Annotated in this window: 11 protein-coding genes; 5 read left to right on the top strand and 6 right to left on the bottom strand. The window is 68.1% G+C overall.

The features are described from left to right. Positions 1-6 precede the first annotated feature (6 nt). A complete protein-coding gene (locus ACLD0U_RS00430; RefSeq protein ID WP_410339505.1) occupies positions 7-894 on the bottom strand; it encodes a sugar kinase in 888 nt (295 codons plus the stop codon). Between the two features lie 58 nt (positions 895-952). On the opposite strand from ACLD0U_RS00430, the gene ACLD0U_RS00425 reads away from it, so the two are divergent. Then, positions 953-2,623: an ABC transporter ATP-binding protein gene (locus ACLD0U_RS00425; RefSeq protein WP_410339504.1), complete on the top strand. Its 1,671-nt coding sequence runs from the start codon at positions 953-955 to the stop codon at positions 2,621-2,623. Beyond that, on the top strand, positions 2,620-3,471 hold the full coding sequence (locus ACLD0U_RS00420) for a CbiQ family ECF transporter T component (protein WP_179409244.1): 852 nt from the start codon (positions 2,620-2,622) through the stop codon (positions 3,469-3,471). Before ACLD0U_RS00425 ends, ACLD0U_RS00420 begins: the two co-directional genes overlap by 4 nt. Positions 3,472-3,673: 202 nt before the next feature. Here the strand turns inward: ACLD0U_RS00420 and ACLD0U_RS00415 are convergent, their stop codons facing one another. Together ACLD0U_RS00415 and ACLD0U_RS00410 are read right to left on the bottom strand one after the other, a co-directional pair. Further along, the gene (locus ACLD0U_RS00415; protein ID WP_410339503.1) at positions 3,674-4,837 is read right to left on the bottom strand and encodes an acyl-CoA dehydrogenase family protein; all 1,164 of its coding nucleotides are present in this window, start codon (positions 4,835-4,837) and stop codon (positions 3,674-3,676) included. 147 nt (positions 4,838-4,984) lie between these two features. Next, entirely contained in the window at positions 4,985-5,914 is a 930-nt protein-coding gene (locus ACLD0U_RS00410) for a M15 family metallopeptidase (RefSeq protein ID WP_410339502.1), read from the bottom strand. Positions 5,915-6,008: 94 nt separating this feature from the next. On the opposite strand from ACLD0U_RS00410, the gene ACLD0U_RS00405 reads away from it, so the two are divergent. Continuing rightward, on the top strand, positions 6,009-8,090 hold the full coding sequence (locus tag ACLD0U_RS00405; protein WP_410339501.1) for an intein-containing Rv2578c family radical SAM protein: 2,082 nt from the start codon (positions 6,009-6,011) through the stop codon (positions 8,088-8,090). 22 nt (positions 8,091-8,112) lie between these two features. Continuing rightward, positions 8,113-8,652, top strand: a complete 540-nt coding sequence (locus tag ACLD0U_RS00400) for a YaeQ family protein (protein ID WP_410339500.1) — start codon at positions 8,113-8,115, stop codon at positions 8,650-8,652. 248 nt (positions 8,653-8,900) lie between these two features. On the opposite strand, the gene ACLD0U_RS00395 is transcribed toward ACLD0U_RS00400, so the two are convergent. Both ACLD0U_RS00395 and ACLD0U_RS00390 read right to left on the bottom strand, forming a co-directional pair. Further along, positions 8,901-9,083 (bottom strand): hypothetical protein, encoded by a 183-nt coding sequence (locus ACLD0U_RS00395; protein WP_410339499.1) that lies wholly within the window; start codon positions 9,081-9,083, stop codon positions 8,901-8,903. A 133-nt stretch (positions 9,084-9,216) separates the two neighbouring features. Next, positions 9,217-11,541 carry a DEAD/DEAH box helicase gene (locus ACLD0U_RS00390; RefSeq protein WP_410339498.1) on the bottom strand — a complete coding sequence of 775 codons (2,325 nt, stop codon included), beginning with the start codon at positions 11,539-11,541 and terminating at the stop codon, positions 9,217-9,219. Positions 11,542-11,784: 243 nt separating this feature from the next. Between ACLD0U_RS00390 and ACLD0U_RS00385 the strand changes: the two genes are divergently transcribed. After that, a complete protein-coding gene (locus ACLD0U_RS00385) occupies positions 11,785-12,684 on the top strand; it encodes an aldose 1-epimerase family protein (protein ID WP_410339497.1) in 900 nt (299 codons plus the stop codon). 253 nt (positions 12,685-12,937) lie between these two features. Here ACLD0U_RS00385 and ACLD0U_RS00380 read toward each other — a convergent pair whose 3' ends face one another. Continuing rightward, positions 12,938-16,441: an efflux RND transporter permease subunit gene (locus tag ACLD0U_RS00380; RefSeq protein ID WP_410339496.1), complete on the bottom strand. Its 3,504-nt coding sequence runs from the start codon at positions 16,439-16,441 to the stop codon at positions 12,938-12,940. Positions 16,442-16,485 lie beyond the last annotated feature (44 nt).

Below are 16,485 nucleotides of genomic sequence, written 5' to 3'. Positions count from 1 at the left end.
TCCTCCTCAGCCGAGGTCGCTGGTCGAACGCAGCACCAGACTCGCCCGCCGGTGACCGGCCAGAAGACGCTCGGATGCCGGAGCACCGGCCAGCAGCGCGGCCAGGTAACCGGCGGCGAAGGCATCCCCAGCACCGACCACCTCGACGACCTCGGTCGGGATCGCCGGGACGAACACCTCACCGGCATCCGAGAACTCCGTCGCGCCGACGTCGCCGTCCTTGATGACGAGCGTCGGCACACCGGGCAGGTGCGCCCTGACATCCGCCGCCGTCGCACCCCCCCACAGCGTCTCGGCCTCGTCGCGTCCGACGAAGACGAGGTCGGCGCGCTCGGCGAGCCGCCGCAGAACAGGGGCCGCCTCGGCGGCCGACCACAGCGCGGCACGATGGTTCACATCGAAACTGACGATGCCCGGTGCGGCAGCCATGCGGTCGAGCACCGCCTCGACGAGTTCGGCGCACGACGCCGACAGCACAGGCGTGATGCCCGAGATGTGCACGATCTCGGCCTGCTCAAGCGGCACGCCATCGAGCGAGGCAGGGCGCATCCGCGACGCCGCCGACCCGGCCCGGTAATACTGCACACCGCGGCCGGGATCCTTGAAGTACACCCCGGTGGGCGCCGTCGCATCGGTCGCCACCCAGCGCGTGTCGACGCCGAAGCCGTCGATCGCCGCGCGCACGCGCTCGCCGAGCACATCGTCACCGAGAGCACTCACCCACGCCGTCGGATGCCCGAGCGCGGCGACATGCACCGCGACGTTCGACTCGGCGCCGCCGATCCCCAGGCGGAAGTCCTGGGCGGTGAGCAACGGCTCGGCAGCCGTCGGGGCGACGAGCGCCATGGTCTCGCCGATCGTGATCAGGCGCGGTGCGGGGGGCTGTGCAGTCATCCGGACGATCCTCTCATCCCACGGGTCTTGGAAAGGTAAGGCCCGACTAAGTTAGAAGGTGACCCGACGCCGAGAAAGGCCCGCCGTGCCGGCATCCGACCCTCTCCTCCGCGTGCGCGACCTGAGCGTCACGCACGCGGGCAGCGCGCATCCCTCGCCGCGGAACGTCTCGTTCGACGTTCATCCGGGTGAGGTCGTACTCGTGCTCGGACCGAGCGGCTCCGGCAAGTCCACCCTGACTCTGACCTTGAACGGGCTCATCCCGCAGTCGGTGACCGCCGAGGTCGCCGGTCGCGTCGAGACGGCGGGGATGGATGCCCGCGTGACCCCGGTCGCCGAACTGAGCCGGCACATCTCGATGGTGTTCCAGGATCCGGACTCGCAGCTGGTGACCGGCACCGTGCTCGACGAGGTCGCCTTCGGTCTGGAGAACCTGCTGCTGCCGGTCGATGAGGTGCTCACCCGCAGCGAGCAGGCGCTGCGACGCATGGGCCTGTGGCACAAGCGCTCATGGAACCCCGACCTGCTCTCGGGCGGCGGGCGCCAGCGCCTGGCCATCGCGTGCGCCCTGGCGATGCGTTCGCGCGTGATCGTGCTCGACGAGCCCACCGCGAACCTCGACCCGCAGGGAATCGACGACGTCTACGACGCCCTCGGCGAGCTGGCGCACGACGCCGACCGCGCCATCGTGCTGGTCGAGCACAACCTCGACGCCGCCATGCGCTTCGCCACCCGGGCGGTCGTCCTCGACCACGACGGCCGGGTCGTGCTCGACGGCCCGGCACGAGACACGATCCGCAACAACGCCGACGCGCTGCTCGAGCTCGGCGTGTGGCTGCCGTCCAGCACGCTGGCAGCGCTGCGCCTGCGCGCCGCGGGCGCCGACATCCCGGTGCTGCCGGTCACGCCCGACGAGTTCGCGCACCTGCCCGATGGCCTCTTTCCCGCCCCTGCGCAGATGCCGCGCGCCGATGCTCCGAGCGCGATCACGGTGCGCGATATGACCGTTCTCAAGCGTCGCGAACCCGTGCTGATGGTGCCGCAGCTGCAGATCCCCGAGGGCTCGTTCACTGCCATCGTCGGGGCGAACGGCGCGGGCAAGACGACCCTGCTGCAAGCGCTCGCGGGCGTCGTGCCCGCCCCGCGCCGCACCGTGATGATCGGCGACCTCGACGCCGGTCGGGCTGCTCCCCGCCAGCTCGCGTCGCGCGTCGGATTCGTCTTCCAGAACCCCGAGCACCAGTTCATCGCCGAAACCGTGCGGGAGGAACTCGCGCACGGCCTGCGCATGCAACGGCTGCCCGCGACCGAGATCGACGAACGCGTCGACGGGATGCTGGCCCGCTTCGGGCTGATGCACAAGGCCGACGTGCACCCGTTTCTGCTCTCCGGCGGCGAGAAGCGGCGCCTGTCGGTGGGAACGGCCTTGATCGCACGCCCCGGCGTACTGGCCCTCGACGAGCCCACCTTCGGACAGGATCGCGCACGGGCGACCGAACTGCTGACCCTGCTGAAAGAGCTGCAGGCCGAAGGCACCACGGTGCTGATCGTCACGCACGACCTGCAATTGGTCGCCGAGTACAGCACGCACACCGTGATGCTGCGCGACGGCGCCCTGCACGCCGCCGGACGCACAGCCGGCCTGTTCGCCGACCCGACCGTGTTCGCCGCCGCCGGACTGCGGCTGCCACCCATGCTGCGGGTGCTCGCTGAGGGGAGGGCGGCATGACCGGTATGCCCGTCTCGGTCGCCACCGCCCCGACCCCGGTCGATCCGTTCGCGACCCCGGTGGCCGCGCCGTCGCACTTTCTGCACCATCTCAACCCACTGACGAAGATCGCCGCCGTCGTACCGGCCATGGTGCTGCTCGCGTTCACCCGCGACCTCGACACCCCGTTGGCGTTCATCGCCCTGTCGTATCTGCTGCTGCTCACCGGCGCTCGCCTGAGCCGTGGAGTCGTGGCGCTGCTGTTCCTGGCCGTGCCCGCCGGTGTCGCCCTGCTCACCTTCGGCTTCTCGATCTGGATCGACGACACCCTGGTGTCAGACACCCCCGCCGTGCTGCGCATCGGCGACTGGGTGCTCTACGAAGGCGCCCTGGCGATCGGCCTGGCCACTGCGCTGCGCCTGTGCGCGATCCTCGCGCTCGCCCTGATCGGCGGACTCACGACGAACGGCCCCGACCTGGTGCGCGCCGCTGTGCAGCAGCTGCATGTTCCGTACCGCGTCGGCTACACGGCGCTGGCCGCCTACCGGTTCGTGCCCCGGTTCGGGTACGAGCTGTCGGTCATCCGAGCGGCGCACCGTGTGCGCGGCGCCGGCGGACGGTGGGGCGGGCGCGGACCGATCGCCCGCCTGATGCGCGGATGGGGGTACATCGTGCCGCTGCTCGCCTCGGGCATCCGCCACGCCGAACGCGTCGCACTGTCGATGGATGCCCGCGCCTTCGGCGCCCACCCCACGCGCACCGAGCGGCACCTGGTGCCGTGGCGCGCACGCGACACGGTGTTCCTGGTGGCTCTGCTGGCAGCATCCGCCGCCCTCTTCACCCTCACCTGGCCCTGGCTCGCCGCCTGATCCCGCCCGCAGCGGCCGCTGAGAAACCACTTCCCGTTCGAGAAATCACGCCGCAGGTGGTTTCTCGTACGACAAGTGGTTTCTCAACGGGGGGCGAGGGTGCGCCGGGCGCGCAGCGCGCGGCGTGAGCGCGCGGGCGCGGGCGCGGGCGCGGGCGCGGAAAGGGCCGCTCGTTTCCGAGCGGCCCTTTGTCAGCGGGAGGTCAGCGCTTGCCGGCGATCTGGCGGCCGACGAGATCGCGCATGATCTCGTTCGTGCCGCCGTAGATGCGGTGCACGCGAGCGTCGGTGAACGCCCGGGCGATGGGGTACTCCATGATGTAGCCGTAACCACCGTGCAGCTGCACGCCGATGTCGAGCAGCTCCCACTCGCGCTCGGTCGCCCAGTACTTGACCTTGGCAGCATCCTCGGCGGTGAGCTTGCCATCCTTGTACGCCAGCAGCGCACGGTCGATGTAGGCCCACATCACCTCGGTGGTGGTGACCATGTCGGCCAGCTGGAAGCGGGTGTTCTGGAAGTCGGCGATGCGCTCACCGAACGCCTCGCGCTCCTTGGTGTAGGTGATCGTCCAGTCGGTCGCGGCCTGCGCGGCGGCCGCCGCGGCGACACCGATCGACAGGCGCTCAAGCGGCAGGTTCATCATCAGCTGGATGAAGCCCTGACCCTCCTTGCCGCTGATCAGGTTCTCGTCGGGCACGAACACGTCGGTGAAGCTGAGCTCAGCGGTGTCCCACCCGTGGAAGCCCATCTTGCTGAGCTTCTTGCCCTGGTCGAAGCCTTCCATGCCCTTCTCAAGGATGAGCAGGCTGAACGCGTCGGGGCGGTTACCCTCACCGGTCTTGACGAACGTGACGACCATGTCGGCCGTGGTGCCCGATGAGATGAACGTCTTGGCGCCATTGACGATGTAGCCACCGTCGACCTTCTTGGCGTTGGTCTTGATGCCGCGCAGGTCGGAACCCGCGCCGGGGTCGGTCATGGCGAGCGCACCGAGCACCTCACCGGTGGCCATGCGCGGCAGCCACTTCTCCTTCTGCTCCTGCGTGCCCATGTGCACCAGGTAGGGAACCGCGAGGTCGTCCTGGATGCCGAACGCACCCGCGAGCGAACCGGCACCGGCCGCGATGACCTCTTCCATGACGATCGTGCGGAAGCGGTAGTCCTGCAGCATGCCCGCGCCGCCGAACTCCTCGGGCACCGACAGTCCGATCAGACCCGCTTCACCTGCGGCGAGCATGGTGGCGCGGTCGATCTCGCCCGCAGCATCCCACTTCTCGATCGACTCGTTCGAGACATGACGCTTGACGAAGTCCTTGACCAGGTCGCGGAAGGCCTCGTGGTCTTCTTCGTAGGTGTCGCGTTCCATTTCGTCCTCCTGAACGTCGTGGGGGTAGGTGCGTCTTCGCACCGCGAGTCTACGGCGAGACACCGACGCGGAACAGTCCATTGTGGGAATGCGTCTCACCAAACGTGACACTGCGTTCCGCATTTGTGGGATGCCGCAACAGCGCCGTCAGTGCGCGTAGTCGGGCGCCGCCGGCAAGCCGAAGAACTCCTCCAACGTGCGGAACCCGCCGTGATGATATGCCGCCGCGAGCTCGGGTCCGATGTAGCGGATGTGCCACGGCTCAGGCAGATAACCCGTCGTTCCGGTCTCACCCTGCACGTAGCGCACGATGAATCCGAACCGCCACGCGTTCGCGGCCACCCACTCCCCCTGCGAGGTCCCGCCAAACTCCTCATGCATGCCACACTCGGCCGTGCACGCGATCAGATCGAACGCGAGCCCGCTCTGGTGCTCCGAGTATCCAGGGCGCGCAGAGACAGCATCCGCCCCCGGCTGCCCACGGGCGATCACGTGCGACTCATAGGTGCGGGTCTGCACGTCGTACGAGCGGTAGCCGTTGTTGATACCGAGGGCCCCGGCACCCTCGGCGGCTGAGGCCGCCGCCATGCGCTCGAGCGCGACCGCCACCTCGGGCCGGAGTTCGTCCGCGAGTGAGGTCGTGGGCAGCTCTGTGCCCGTGAGGGATGCCGGAGCAAAGCCGTCCGGTTGCAGCGGACGCTGCTTGTTCACGACGACCCAGATGCGGTTCGGGTCGTCGAGCGAGACACACGGTGCGCTACCCGCGGCGACGGCGGCGCGGAACTCGGCACCACCCCCGAACGCGCGGACAGCGGCATCGTCATCATCCGCGGCGAGCGCGGCGATCACCACCTCGTCGGCGCACGGATCGACCGCCTCGGCCGCCAGCACATCGACGGCGGGCAGGCGCAACACGGCAGCCGGAGTCGGAGGCTGTTGCGCCGCCGCGGGTTCGATCTCGATGCCGCCGAGAATCGTCGACAACGACGCCAGCGCGGTGAACAGCACGCCAAACGGAACAGCGATCCGGACGGCGAGCGATTCACGCGCCGCATGGCGGGGCTGCACGGCACTCACCGCTCCATTGTGGCCCACGTTCACGACTGAGGGGTGACGAAAGCCTGTTCGATTCAGGATTGACAGAGCCTCGATTATTTGTTCGAATGAATGCATGCGATGGCAGGGACAGACGCTCGACGACGCGGATGCCGCCGCGCTGCCCGGACTGGAGAACCGCAGCGGCATCGTGCGCTCGGTCACGACGCCCGAGTTCGCGGGGATGACCTTTCACGAGGTGCTGGCGAAGTCGGCACTGAACAGTGTTCCCGGGCCATCGAAGATGCCGTTCCGGTGGACGATCAACCCCTATCGCGGATGCAGCCATGCCTGCGTGTACTGCTTAGATCCGGCAACCCTGATCCTCTGTGCGGATGGCCGACAGCGCGCACTCGGTGCGCTTGAAGTCGGCGACGAGGTTATCGGCACCGTGAAGCAGGGCTCCTACCGTCGCTACCAGAAGACGCGTATCGAAGCGAAGTGGCAGACAACGAAACCGGCTTTCAAGGTGACACTCGCGGACGGAACGACGCTGACCGCCAGCGGTGATCATCGGTTTCTGACGGATCGCGGATGGAAGCATGTCACGGACGCTGAGGTCGGTCAACGCCCGCACCTCACGGTGAACAACAGGCTGATGGGCTTCGGCGTCGGCCCGTCATCGGAGAACGCGACGCTTGGCCGAGATTATCGCCGCGGCTACCTTGCTGGGATCATCCGAGGCGACGCTGCCATCTTCCACGGCGAGTACCGTGTCGGCAAGCAGACCAGAAAGATCAACTCGTTCCGGCTGGCGTTGATCGATGACGAAGCACTCACACGAGCGCGTGAGTACCTCGAACTGGAAGGAGTGAAGACGCATGCGCGGCAGTTCGCGCCGGCGACTGCCAAGCGTAGGGCGTTGAACGCGATTCACACCGCGGCTGCAATGAACGTTGCAGCGATCGAGGCACTCGTGCTGACCCCGGCCTCGCCGTCTCTCGAATGGCACCGAGGTTTCCTGGGAGGCATCTTTGACGCTGAAGGGAGTTGTTCACGCGGGATCCTTCGCATCAGCAACAAGGACCCCGAACTGCTTGACCTGATCGGCTCCAGTTGCGACCTTCTCGGGGTGACACACACTCGGGAGCGTGCGAGTACGAACGGAGTCACCGACATACGGGTCACGGGAGGGCTACCGATGCGACAGCGATTCTTTCTTGTCGCCAATCCAGCCATCACGCGAAAGCTCGACGTGGTGGGGAGCGCTGTCAAGACCACGGCAGACCTGAGGGTTGTATCCATCGAACCGCTCGACGGCGATCGCGAACTCATCGACATCACCACCGGAACAGGTGACTTCATCGCGAACGGAGTAATCAGTCACAACTGCTTCGCCCGCGGCACACATGAGTACCTCGATCTGGATGGCGGCGCCGACTTCGACACCCAGGTCGTCGTGAAGACGAACGTGGTCGACGTACTGCGGCGCGAGCTGCGCCGCGGGTCATGGCAGCACGAGACTGTCGCCCTGGGCACGAACACAGACCCCTACCAGCGCGCCGAGGGCCGCTATCGACTGATGCCCGGCATCATCGCGGCTCTCGCCGAGTCGGGCACACCGATATCGATCCTCACCAAGGGGACGCTGATCCGCCGCGACATCCCCGTGCTGACCGAAGCAGCCCGGCGTGTGCCGATCGATGTGCAGATGTCGATCGCGATGTACGACGATGAGCTGCAGCGCTCGATCGAACCGGGCACCCCATCGACACAGGCACGGCTCGACACCGTGCGCGCGCTGACCGACGCGGGCTTTCGGGTCGGCGTCTTTCTGATGCCGGTACTGCCGCACCTCACCGACTCGATCGCAGCCATCGATGAAGCGCTGCGGCGCATCAAAGAGAGCGGCGCCGACCATGTCGTCTATGGCGCGCTGCATTTGCGCGCCGGAGTGAAGCCCTGGTTCTTCCGGTGGCTTGAGCGCGAGCATCCGGAACTGCTGTCGTCGTACCGCGGACTGTACCCGGGCAGCTCGGCCGAAGCACCGAAGGCGTACCGGCAGTGGCTCGGCCGGCGGATGCGCCCGTTGATCCGTGTGCACGGGCTCGAGGTGCAATCCGAACCCGAGCATGACCGGATACGCGGCATGCGTCGGGTGCACGTCCGGGCTACGGCCGCCACGGTGGTGAGACCGGCGGCGCCGATGCTGTTCTGATGGTCGCGTAGGCTCAATCACCATGGCAATCGGTTCGACGATCATCACCTTCGAGGTGCAGCTGGCCGACACCGATCGGGGTGCGTACGAGGACTACTCGCTGCGGGTGGCGCAGCATCCGTCCGAGACAGATGCGTACATGCTCACGCGTGTGCTCGCTCACGCACTCGAGCATGCCGAGGGCATCGACTTCGGCGGCGGCATCTCGCAGGCCGAAGAACCCGCAGTACTCGTGCGCGACCTCACCGGCAGCGTGACCACATGGATCGAAGTGGGCGCACCCGACGCCGAGCGCCTTCACCGCGGCAGCAGACTCGCCGAGCGCACCGTCGTCTACACCCACCGCGACCCGGCGAAGGTCATCGCGGCGTGGGCGGGCAAGCGCATCCACCGCTCCGACGAGATCAGGGTGTTCAGTTTTGACCCGGGCTTCATCGAGCAGGCGACGCCCCAGCTCGAGAGGCGTAACACCTGCTCGATCACCGTGACCGAGCGGATGCTCTACCTCGACCTCAACGGCACGATGCTCACATCCGCCGTGCACGAGCACTCGCTGGGCTGAGCACTCGCCCGGGCCTGTGTTGGCCCGGCCCTGTGCACGCAACTCCGGAGATTCTTCGGGATATCGGCTGATTCTGGCAGCTGCGCCCAGATTCCCGTGGTTCTTCCGGAGTTACGCGCACGCCCACTCAAGCACCTTTGCCCCACCACCCGACGAGGGGTCACAAAGCGTCGTGTCGCGAGGCCCGAACGCGACGTTTTCTGACCCCTCGTGAAGCGAGTGGGCGGACGTGATGCGTTTGGTCTGACCTAGGCGCGTTCGTCTCTGCGTAGCGGCTCCGTCCAGATCGCCAGAAACAGCAACGCCAACGGCCCGAACACCAAAGTGATGAAGAACCACCACAGTTTGCTGCGCCCCTGCAACCCAGCCACCACGGCCGCCAGCAATGCGATCGACAGCCAGGCGGCCGACATAAACGACTGCAGTTCCATGCGCACAGCCTAGATGCCGCGCTCCCCCAGGCCCGCGCCGCGCACACGCACGAGGGGTCAGAATCCGTCGTGTCGGAAGGCTCCGACGCGACGTTTTCTGACCCCTCGTGGGTGGGGTGGGTTGAGATCGACGTCAGCTGGTGAGTTCGGCGGCGGTGGGCACGCGGCCGGTGATCTCTTCGATGACCTCATCGCCCGGCTCGACGGTCTCGAACGGCGCGTCGATCTCGGCGCGCGAAAGCAGGTCCTCCATGCGCCGACGACGGTGACGGGTGATCAGCGTGACGACACGACCCGAACGACCGGCACGACCGGTGCGGCCCGAACGGTGCAGGTACGTCTTGTACTCATCAGGAGCGTCAGCCTGCACGACCAGGTCGATGTCATCGACGTGGATGCCACGGGCTGCGACATCCGTCGCGACGAGCACCTTCACCTTGCCCGAGGTGAGCTTCTGCAGGTTGCGGGTGCGCTTGCCCTGGTTCAGGTCACCGTGCAGCGAGACCGCGGCGATACCGGCATCCTCGAACTGCTCTGCCAGCATCTCGGCGTACGCGCGGGTGCGCGCGAAGACAAGGGTCTGGCCGTCGCGGTCGACGAGCGAGGTCAGCGTCTCGGCCTTGTCGCGGTGCTCGATCACGAGCACGCGGTGCTCGATCGTGCCCGAGTTCTGGTCTTCACCGGCGACCTCGTAGACGGCCGGGTCAACGAGGAACTCATCGACGAGCGACGCGACCTCGCGGTCAAGCGTGGCCGAGAACAGCAGCTTCTGGCTGCCTTCTGCTGTCTTGCGCAGAATGCGCTGCACCGGCTCGACGAAGCCCAGCTCGCACATGTGGTCGGCCTCGTCGAGTACGGCGATGCGCACCTCCGACAGGTCGAGCTTGCCCTGTTCGATCAGGTCCTCGATGCGGCCCGGGGTGCCGATGATGATGTCGACACCCTTCTTCAGCGCACCCACCTGGCGGGCCTGCGGCACGCCGCCGTAGATCTGGGTCGTGAACAGTCCGACGCTGCGCGCGATCGGCTGCACGGTGCGGTCGATCTGCAGCGCGAGCTCACGCGTGGGCGCGAGAATGATCGCGCGCGGCTTGCGCCCGATCTCGCGGCGCTTGCCGGCCTGCGACTTCAGGATGCTCTCCACCAGCGGTGCCCCGAAGGCGATGGTCTTTCCCGAGCCGGTACGACCGCGGCCGAGCACGTCGCGTCCACCCAGGATCGAGGGGATGGTCGCCGCCTGAATCGGGAACGGCGTCTGAGCGCCCATGTTTCCGAGCGTCTCGGTGATGTTCGAGCCCAGGCCGAGGTCGGCGAAGGTCACATCGGCGACCTCGGTGGCCTGCACGGCCTGCGCCTCAAGGCGCTCGTGCACGACGTCGACGTGCTCCTCGTGCTTCTTGACCGTCTCGGTGCGGTTCCAGTCGCTACGGCTCGGACGGTCCTCGCGAGCGGGTCGCGCGGGCCGGTCACTGCGGTCGAAGCGTGGCTTCTCGTCGCGGTTCGGGCGAGAGAAATCACGGTCGTCGCGGCGCGGGCGCTCATCGCGGCGCTCGAAGCCCCGGTCGTCACGGCGCGGACGGTCGCTACGCGGCGCGCGGTCATCCCGGTCGAAGCGCGGACGCTCGTCGCGCCCGTAACGCGGACGGTCGCCACCGCGGTCGAAGCGCGAACCGCCGTCGCGCGAGAACGAGCGGTCATCGCGCGAAGGACGGTCGTTGCGGTCGTACCCGCCACGGCCTCCTGCACGCTCGTCACGACGCGGACGCTCATCGAAGCGGCGGTCGCCGCGGTCATCCCGACGCGCGCGGTCGTCCCGGTCGTAGCGCGGACGCTCGTCGCGCCCGAAACGGGCGCGGTCGCCGCCACGGTCGTTGCGGTCAAAGCGCGAACCGCCGTCGCGCGAGAACGAGCGGTCATCGGGCGAAGGACGGTCGTTGCGGTCATAGCCGCCACGCCCACCGGCGCGCTCATCCCGGCGCGGACGATCGTCGAAGCGACGCTCGCCCCGGTCGTCACGGCGCGGACGGTCGTCGAACCGCCGCCCCGCATCGGGGCGCTGCCCGCCGTCGAAGCGGCGTCCGCCGAAACCGCGATCACGGTCGTCGCGGTGGTGCGGCGCCTCACGGCGTCCCGACTCGGCGCGATTGCGGATGCTACGGGCCTCGTCGCGTCCGGCACGCTCGGAATCCGTCCACCGGCGCTTGGGCGCAGCCGCGCCCTCTTCAGCCGGACGGTATCCGCGGTGCTTGGGGCTACGGCTGCCGGGGCGGTTGCTCTGACGGGCATCCGCGTAGCGCCGGTCACCGGCATCCGACCGCTCGTCGCGACCGCCGTCGCGCACGGGGCGACCGCCGTCACGTCCGCCGGCGTGGCGGTCGTGGAACGAGGTCTTCTTCGCGTAGCGCGGCTCGAAGTTGCGGGACGGACGTCCGCCCTTGGGCTTGCCATTCTTGGGCATGGTGTTTCCTGACTGTCTCTGACACGAGAACAGCGTCCGCGACGGCGCACAGAGATCAGCGCACGGCGGACATACCCGGGCAATCGTCGGCCGGGGCCATTCATGTGATGGTTATGAACCATCGGCCCCTGGGCTCACACTCGTCACACGCCCGCGTTCCGCACAGGAACCGCGGCTGCCCGAAGCCGACCCCGCCATGTTACCGGGCCCACCTGGGAGAGCCCCCAGTCGTACGATGTGCAGATGAGTTCCCCCACCGGCGTCCAGATCCACCTCCGCCGCGGCGCGGTCACCGCGCAGATCGCCCAGGTCGGTGCATCGCTTCGCCACCTCGTCGTGGCCGGCACCGAGATCGTGCCGCCGTACCCCGAGGATGCGGCGACGCCGTCGTGCTCAGGCGTCGTGCTCGCGCCCTGGCCCAACCGCATCCGCGACGGCATCTGGCAGGACGGCCCCACCACCCGCGCGCTCGCGGTGACCGAACCCCAGCTGCGCAATGCCAGCCACGGCCTGCTGCGCTTCACCGCCTACGAGATCGCGTCGCAGTCCGACGAGAGCGTCACCCTGCGCGCGTCGATCGTGCCGCAGACCGGGTACCCGTACCTCGTCGAGACGAGCGCGACCTACACCCTGACCGACACGGGCATAGACGTGGCGCACACGCTGACCAACGAGTCGACGGCATCCGCTCCCGTCGCCCTCGGAACGCACCCGTTCCTGACCATCGGCGGCGTCGACCCACGCGATCTCGTGCTGCGACTGCCGGCCGAGACTTACTTCGAGACGGATGATCGGATGCTGCCGATCGGCGAATCGCCCGTGTCGGCCGCCACGGATCTGCGCGACGGACGCCGCCTGGGCGACGTCGAGCTCGACACCGGCTTCGCGAACCTGCACCGTGACGCCGACGGGCAGGTGCGTACGACGCTGTCGGCGCCGGACGGCCGCACGGTCACGCTGTATCAGGGCGAGGGGTTCGACTACATCCAGGCGTATACGACGACCGGGTATCCGGGGCAGTCGCTGACCGTGGCGGTCGAGCCGATGACGGCACCTGCCGAGGCGTTCAACTCGGGCCGCGGCGTGCGCCGCCTCAGCGCCGGCGAGTCGTGGACGCTGACCTGGGGCATCCGCTTCGCCTGAGCGGTCGCGTTCGCGCACGCACCCCACGCGCCCCACGCACCCCACCACGAGGGGTCAAGATCTGTCGCCTTATCGCGCGGGAAAGCGCATTCTCTGACCCCTCGTGAGGTGGGACGTCGCACCCTCACCACGAGGGGTCAAAATGTGTCGCCTTCTCGCGCGGGAAAGCGTTCTTTTTGACCCCTCGTGGGAGGGGAGGCGCCAAGTACACCAAGCGCCAGGCGCCAAGTACGCCAAGCGCCCGCACGAACGATCAGTCGACGTGGTTCGCTGACGGCAGGCCGCGGGAGCGCAGCTCGCGGCGGGTGGGGTGGTACTCGCTTTCCTCCGCCGCAACCGACGCCACCACCGACGCCGCAGCAGCAGCGGCCGACGCAGCGGCAGCCGCCGCCGACGCCGCCGCGGCGGCCGCCATCATCGGATGCCCGCTGCGCGCGCTCTGGGGAACCACGACCGCCGTCTCCGTCGTGCGCGGGGCGACGACACCGGCCGTCTCCTCTTCCGCAGCATCCGACGCAGCATCCGACGCCGGCGCCGCCGGAGCAGCCGACACGGCCGGCTCGTCCGCACCGTCACCAGCATCCGCAACCGGCGGCTGCGCGAGCGCAGCACCACCGGGTGTGACACCCGAACCATCACCCGAGTCACCAGCGCCGCCAGAGCCACCCGAGCCACCCGAGTCACCGGAGCCATCAGACGCGTCACGAGCAGCCCGACGTGCCGCACGGCGTTCGCGCGCCCCCTCGACGAGGTTGTACAGCGTCGGCAGCACGATCAGCGTGAGCACCGTCGACGACACCAGGCCACCGATCACGACGATCGCCAGCGGCTGCGAGATGAACCCGCCGTGCCCGGTGATGCCCAGCGCCATGGGGGTCAGCGCGAAGATCGTCGCGAGCGCGGTCATCAGGATCGGGCGCAGACGCTTCTCACCACCGGCCATGACGGCGTCGTGCGTCGTCAGCCCCTTCTCGCGGTATTGGTTGACGAGGTCGACGAGCACGATCGCGTTGGTGACGACGATGCCGATCAGCATCAGCACACCGATCAGCGACGGCACCCCGAGTGGCACACCGGTGATGATCTGCAGCAGGATCGCGCCGGTTGCCGCGAACGGCACCGAGATCAGCAGCAGCAGCGGCTGACGCAGCGACTTGAACGTCGCGACCATGACGACGTAGACGATCAGGATCGCCGCGAGCATCGCGAGTCCGAGCTGCGAGAACGACTCGGCCTGCTGCTCGGCGACGCCGCCGATCTCGACGTCGGCGCCGGCCGGAAGGTCGACCGTCTCCATGGCGGCGGTGACCGAGGCGGTCGCGACGGCGAGGTCGTCGGATGCCGGTGGCACGGTCACCGTGGCGGTGCGCACCCCCTGCTGGGTGGTGATCGTCGTGGGGCCCTCGCGCTCCTCGATCGTGGCGACGTCCTGCAGCTCGGTCGGTCCGAGCGGTGTGAGGATCGTCAGTTCGCGCAACGCGGCGACGGTCGTCGGGGGTTCCTCGGATGCGAGGTAGACGGTCAATGCGGTGTCGTCGATCTCGACCGAGCCGATCTGCTGGGGACGCATGGCGTCCGAGACCATCGAGCCGACCGCGACTTCTGAAAGCCCGCGCTGAGCGGCGGCCTCACGGTCGACGACGACGGCGATGTAGGGCAGCGACGCGGCGAGGTTGTCGGTGACCTGTCCCACACCGTCGCGACCTTCGAGCTCTGCGACCAGGGCGTCGGTGGCCGTCTGCAGGTCTTCGCCGTTCGAGGCGGTGACCGTGACGGTGATGTCGGACGAGCCGAACCCTGACGAACCGGCGACGCTGATCTCTCCCACGTCGTCGAGCTCGTTCACGGCGTCCTGCACATCGGCGCGCAGCTGCTCCTGATCGACGTCGGAATCGGTCAGGATCGAGTAAGTCACGCCGGCCCCACCTGAGAACGCGTCCATCAGCGCCGAACCGCTCGAACCGACCGACACCTGCACGTGCTCGATGCCGTCGACGTCGTCGAGTGCCTCTTCGACGCGCAGCGCGGCGTCGGACTTCGCCTGCAGGCTGGCCGTGGGGCCGAGATCCTGGGTGACGGTCATGGTGTTCTGGCCGGAATCGCTGAGGAAGTTCACCTTCATCAGCGGTGCCATCGCGAGCGTGCCGACGAGCACGACCACAGCCAGGGCGACGGTGGTGAGCGAGTGCTTCAGCGTCCAGCTCAGGATCGGCCGGTACATCCGCTGCAGCGGCGTCGGTGGGGCGGCGGGGTCCTCGGGGTCGATGCGCACGCCGTTGTCGTCGACGAGCGGCTTGCCCGGGCGCAGGAACCAGTAGGCCAGCACGGGCACGATCGTCAGCGCCACCAGCAGCGAGGCGGCCATGGCGATGCTGACGGTCATCGCGAACGGACGGAACAGCTCGCCGACCATGTCGCCGACGAACACGATCGGCAGGAACACCGCAACGGTCGTCAGGGTCGATGCGGTGATGGCGGATGCCACCTCGCGCACGGCCAGTCGGATCGCGTCGCCCTTGTCGGCGCCTTCGACGTAGTGCCGTTTGATGTTCTCGATGACGACGATCGAGTCGTCGACGACGCGTCCGATGGCGATCGTCAAGGCGCCCAGCGTGAGCACGTTCAGCGAGTAGCCGAACGCCTGCAGACCGATGAAGGTGACCAGCACCGAGGTGGGGATCGAGATCGCGGTGACCAGCGTCGAGCGGATCGACATCAGGAACACCAGGATCACCACGACAGCGAAGACCAGGCCCAGCAGGCCTTCGACGGCGAGGGTGTCGATCGACTGCTGAATGAACGGCGCCTGGTCGAACACGACCGTGAACTCGGCGTCGGGGAAGGTCTTGCGCAGGTCGTCGATGGCGGCGAGCACACCGGTCGAGACTTCGACGGTGTTGGCGGCCGGCAGCTTGGTGACGGCGATCGAGAGGGCATCCTCGCCATCGACACGCGAGATCGAGGTGACGGGGTCGGTCTCCTGAGCCACGGTCGCGACGTCGCCGATCGTGACGTCGGTGCCCACCAGCGGCAACTCGGCGATCTCGTCGGCCGACGTGAGCTTGGCGCCGGTCTGCACCGTGAGGGTCTCGTCGCCCTCGGTGATGGAGCCGCCGGGGAACAGCGCACCGTTCTGCTGCATGGCCTGGGTGATCTGCTGCGTGGTGGCCTGGTGCTCGGCGAGTTTCGCGTCGTCGGGGGTGACGGTGATGCGCTGCCCGGAGCCGCCGACGACCTCGGCGGCGTTGACCCCGTCGACGTCCTCGATGTTCGGGATGACGACGTTCTCGAGGTCGGCCTGCGCGGTGTCGACGTCATCGAATCCGGTCACGGCGATCTGGATCACCGGGAAGTCGTCGATCGACACCGACAGCACCTGCGGGCTGACCTCTTCGGGCAGCTGCTGCGCGATGCGGTTAATCGCCTGCTGCATCTTCTGCTCGGCGGTGGCCAGGTTGGTGCCATAGGTGAACATCGCCTGCACGATCGAGGCGTTGGTCGTGCTGGTGGCGGTGGTCGATTCCAGCCCTGGCACCCCCTGCACGGCCTGCTCGATGGGGGTCGAGACGTCGTTCTCGACGACCTCGGGGGACGCACCGGGATAGCTGGTCATGATTACCAGCGCAGGCAGCTCGAGCGAGGGGATGAGCTCCTGCTTGAGGTTGGTGAGCGCGAGGCCCCCGAAGACGGCGGACACGATCGTGATGAGAGCGATGAGCGCGCGGTTCCGCAGGCTCAGGACGGCGAGTTTCGACATGTGCGTTCTCTGGGTCGGTGTGCGTGGACGGTGGTGTCGGCGGG

The sequence above is a fragment of the Microbacterium sp. 2216-1 genome (assembly GCF_046507855.1).
In the GTDB taxonomy this organism is placed as follows: Bacteria; Actinomycetota; Actinomycetes; order Actinomycetales; family Microbacteriaceae; genus Microbacterium; species Microbacterium esteraromaticum_C.
Note: the sequence above shows the minus strand (reverse complement) of the source record. Positions and strands in the feature narration are given on the sequence as shown.

Excerpts from the sequence above, each read along its gene's own strand:
- ACLD0U_RS00415 (WP_410339503.1), bottom strand. The coding sequence starts at position 4,837 with ATGGAACGCGACACCTACGAAGAAGACCACGAGGCCTTCCGCGACCTG.
- ACLD0U_RS00390 (WP_410339498.1), bottom strand. The coding sequence starts at position 11,541 with ATGCCCAAGAATGGCAAGCCCAAGGGCGGACGTCCGTCCCGCAACTTC.
- ACLD0U_RS00405 (WP_410339501.1), top strand. The coding sequence starts at position 6,009 with ATGCGATGGCAGGGACAGACGCTCGACGACGCGGATGCCGCCGCGCTG.
- ACLD0U_RS00430 (WP_410339505.1), bottom strand. The coding sequence starts at position 894 with ATGACTGCACAGCCCCCCGCACCGCGCCTGATCACGATCGGCGAGACC.
- ACLD0U_RS00395 (WP_410339499.1), bottom strand. The coding sequence starts at position 9,083 with ATGGAACTGCAGTCGTTTATGTCGGCCGCCTGGCTGTCGATCGCATTG.
- ACLD0U_RS00380 (WP_410339496.1), bottom strand. The coding sequence starts at position 16,441 with ATGTCGAAACTCGCCGTCCTGAGCCTGCGGAACCGCGCGCTCATCGCT.
- ACLD0U_RS00420 (WP_179409244.1), top strand. The coding sequence starts at position 2,620 with ATGACCGGTATGCCCGTCTCGGTCGCCACCGCCCCGACCCCGGTCGAT.
- ACLD0U_RS00400 (WP_410339500.1), top strand. The coding sequence starts at position 8,113 with ATGGCAATCGGTTCGACGATCATCACCTTCGAGGTGCAGCTGGCCGAC.
- ACLD0U_RS00385 (WP_410339497.1), top strand. The coding sequence starts at position 11,785 with ATGAGTTCCCCCACCGGCGTCCAGATCCACCTCCGCCGCGGCGCGGTC.